The organism is Flavobacterium sp. (assembly GCF_049318185.1).
Taxonomy (GTDB): Bacteria; Bacteroidota; Bacteroidia; order Flavobacteriales; family Flavobacteriaceae; genus Flavobacterium.
This window is the reverse complement of the sequence record NZ_JBMOGV010000160.1, coordinates 1-3,741: the sequence shown is the minus strand read 5'-3', so window position 1 is coordinate 3,741 and position 3,741 is coordinate 1. Positions and strand designations below refer to the sequence as shown.

The 3,741-nt window shown below is 32.5% G+C and carries 4 protein-coding genes; 3 read left to right on the top strand and 1 reads right to left on the bottom strand.

Annotated features, from left to right (window positions below):
- Together ACOYLT_RS10770 and ACOYLT_RS10765 are read left to right on the top strand one after the other, a co-directional pair.
- Positions 1-1,417, top strand: a 1,417-nt coding sequence (locus tag ACOYLT_RS10770) for a B12-binding domain-containing radical SAM protein (RefSeq protein ID WP_422853852.1), incomplete at its 5' end; no start/stop codon positions are given.
- A gap of 82 nt (positions 1,418-1,499) precedes the next feature.
- Positions 1,500-2,162, top strand: a complete 663-nt coding sequence (locus ACOYLT_RS10765) for a methyltransferase (protein ID WP_422853851.1) — start codon at positions 1,500-1,502, stop codon at positions 2,160-2,162.
- On the opposite strand, the gene ACOYLT_RS10760 is transcribed toward ACOYLT_RS10765, so the two are convergent.
- A complete protein-coding gene (locus ACOYLT_RS10760) occupies positions 2,143-3,168 on the bottom strand; it encodes a LacI family DNA-binding transcriptional regulator (protein WP_422853850.1) in 1,026 nt (341 codons plus the stop codon). The genes ACOYLT_RS10765 and ACOYLT_RS10760 overlap by 20 nt on opposite strands.
- A gap of 272 nt (positions 3,169-3,440) precedes the next feature.
- On the opposite strand from ACOYLT_RS10760, the gene rplM reads away from it, so the two are divergent.
- Positions 3,441-3,741 (top strand): 50S ribosomal protein L13 (gene rplM / locus ACOYLT_RS10755; RefSeq protein ID WP_422853849.1); only part of this gene is annotated, 301 nt, incomplete at its 3' end.

Below are 3,741 nucleotides of genomic sequence, written 5' to 3'. Positions count from 1 at the left end.
ATATGTTTTTATAGATGGTAATCTCGAGAAAGATCCTTGGCAAACCATCGAGAACTATTTGAAAACAGGTGAGTATAAATATTTTGGTTCTACAGTAATGCCTGGGCCACAATTACGTCAGGCAATTCCTTTTACCAAAAAAATTAAAGAACAATTTCCTGAAATAACAACTATCTGGGGCGGCTATTTTGCTTCCAATCAGTATAAGGTAAGTTTAGATTCGGGTTATGTAGATTATGTTATCAACGGTCCTGGCGATATTGCTTTTCCATCATTGATTACGGCATTGGAACAAAACAAAAAAGCAGAAATCTTTCTCATCAAAAACTTAATTTATAAAGATGAAAAAGGCGAAATCATCAAAACCGCTGTCGAAGCTTTACTTGACCAAGACACGTTACCGAAGTTTCCATATGAGTATTTAAACTCATTTTATCCTGTGCAAAATTATTTGGCCAAAACCTTTATGGGTAGTAAAACCTTGTCATATCATTCGAGTATGGGCTGCCCTTTTTCTTGTTCCTTTTGTGCAGTTGTGCCAATCTTTAATGCGAAATGGAAAGGCATGTCAGCAGCGAGAATCTATGAAGATGTCAAATATTTCAAAAATAAATACAATATCGATGCCGTCGAATTTCACGACAATAATTTCTTTACCGCTAAAAAAAGAGTTTTGGAATTCTCAGAACTAATTTTGAATGACAAAATTAGTTATTGGGGCGAAGGACGCATTGACACCATCAATATGTATTCAGATGACGAATTAAAATTGATGCGAAAAGCAGGCTGTAAAATGATTTTTTTAGGCGCAGAAACCGGAAATGATGCCGTTCTAAAACAAATGAATAAAGGCGGAACGCAAACCGGTCAAATGATAAAAGATTTCGTTTTGCGAATGAAAAATGCCGATATAATTCCCGAATTGTCTTTCGTGTTGGGAATGCCCGCTGAAACTGAGAAAGATGTTTACGACCAAATTTTATGGGATATCAATTTTATTAAAGAAATCAAACAGATTAATCCCAATGCAGAAATCATTATTTATTTATTCAGCCCAGTTCCTACGGTGGGTTCCGAATTGTACCAACAGATTCTCGCCGCTGGATTCTCTTTTCCTAAACTTTTAGAAGATTGGATTTCTCCGAGTTGGGAAAACTTCGATTTGAGAAAAAACCCACTAACGCCTTGGTTGAAGCCTTATATGATTGATACGATTAAAAATTTTGAAACAGTATTGAACGGTTATTACCCAACAGTCTCTGATTTTAGAATTCGCGGATTTAAGAAAACCATTTTACGGTCGGTTTCGAGTTGGCGCTATAAAACTGGGATTTATCATTATCCATATGAAATAAAGGCTTTGCACAAGCTATGGAAATACAGACAACCTGAGATTGAAGGTTTTTATTCGGAATAATTCGATATAAATCTGAAGGAAATTATGATTGAAAAATAAACCTGTAAGATTTGCGGCAAATCTATTGTGTAAAATAGAATATATGAGACATTTATTGAAGAAAATATCGCATCCTTTTTTGAAATTTGGTTTGAGTCTCTACTATTCCAAACCGAGGAATTTTACTTATGATGATATTAAAATCAAAATCCATCCCGATGTTTTTCCGCCTCAGTTTACCTTTAGCACCAAGATTCTGTTAGATTTTATCCAAGATTTGGAATTGGAAAACAAAACCTTTTTGGAATTGGGTTGTGGCTCGGGCATCATTTCTCTTTTGGCTACAAAAAAAAGGGCTGAAGTCACCGCTTCTGACATCAATGAAATTGCTTTGAAGTATTTAAAAAAAAACGCTCAAAAAAACAATTTACATTTACAAGTAATATATTCTGATTTGTTCGACAAAATCGAAAATAAATTTCTAGATTATATAGTTATCAATCCACCATATTATTCGAAAAAGCCAAAAAACATAAAAGAACAAGCTTGGTTTTGCGGAGAAAACTTCGAGTATTTTGAAAAACTGTTCAGACAGTTACCATGTTCCTTATCATCCAAAACCATATGTTATATCATTTTTTCCCAAGATTGTGATTTAGAAAAAATAAAAGCAATAGCATTAAAAAATAATATGACTTTTGAACTTGTATTTAAGAAAAAAGAATTAATAGAAACTAATTATATTTTTAGAATAATTTCTTCGTAGAATCACGCTGTCTTAATTCAGTCTTGATAGTAGTTGTTGAAAAAGTATAGGTTTCATCTTTACTTTCTAATTTATTGATAAGCAATTTTGCGGCAACTTCACCTATCTCCGGTCCGTGTTGGCTTACCGTTGATAAACTTGGTGTCATTCTTCTTGACCAAACACCATCTGCAAAACCTATTACAGAAAGATCTTCAGGTATTTTTAGCCCTTTTCTCAAACCTATCTTAATGGTGGAAGCAGCGGTATGCTCATTTAAAGCAAAAACACCATCTATCAGATTTTTATCAAAAAAATCATTAATTTTTGTGTCAAACTCTTCTACATTATCAGTCAAAATAATTAAGTCCTCATTTACTTTTAATCCTTTTTGCTCAAAAGCTTTGTAAAATCCACGGGATCTTAAATTAGAAACACTTGATTGATTTATTGTTGAAAACATAGCAATGTTTTTACAACCCGTGTCAATTAAATGATTTGTTGCATTTATAGCACTATCAAAATCATCAACAATTACTTTATCACAATTTACCTCATCGGCTATTCGGTCAAACATTACCATTGGAGTTCCTTCATTAACAATAGATATGAAATGATCAAATTGTTTACGTTTTTGTGCCTCTTTAGAAATCGACAAAATAAACCCATCTATAGTTCCATTACTCAACATTTCAAGCGTATTAATTTCTTTCTCTAACGATTCATTTGAAATACACGTAATTACTTTATACCCCTTTTCATCAGCTACTTTTTCGATACCACTAAATACTTTAGCAAAAAAAGAATTTAGAATATTTGGAATAATAACTCCAATGGTTTTAGTACTTCTATTTTTTAGATTTAAACCAATAACATTGGGTTTGTAATTTTTTAATTTGGCGTATTCCTGAACACGTTGCTTAGTAGGTTCACTTATCTCTGGACTTCCGTTCAAGGCTTTAGAAACAGTGGAAACAGAAACGCCCAACTCTTTTGCAATTTGTTTTAATGTTGCTTTCGATTTCATTTTATCATGGTTAAAGTGTAAAAATAGCAAAAAAAATGCTGTATTGTAGTGCAAAAGCATGAAACTTCAATAAAAAAAAACAAAATCGCAACTCCTATTTTATCATTATTTTGATTAAAACAACCTTCTTAAGACCTTTAAATAATAGGATTTTTACAAAAAATAAAGACTTAAAAAAATTATTTAAAAAAACGTATTTGCTTTATTGATAAATAATTGTACTTTTGCGCTCCCTTTATTGGGAATGGAATGTTTAATTAAAATAAATTATTGTGAACACATTAAGCTACAAGACAGTTTCAGTTAACAAAGCCAATGCCGACAAGCAATGGATTGTTGTAGATGCTGAAGGTCATAACTTAGGTCGTTTTGCTTCAAAAGTTGCGATGCTTTTAAGAGGTAAATACAAGCCAAGTTATACGCCGCACGTTGATTGTGGGGATAACGTAATAGTTATCAACTCTGAAAAAATCAACCTAACTGGTAACAAGTTGGATGACAAAACGTACATCAGACACACAGGTTATCCAGGAGGACAAAGAAGCTTGACTGCTAAAGTAATGCAACAAAAAA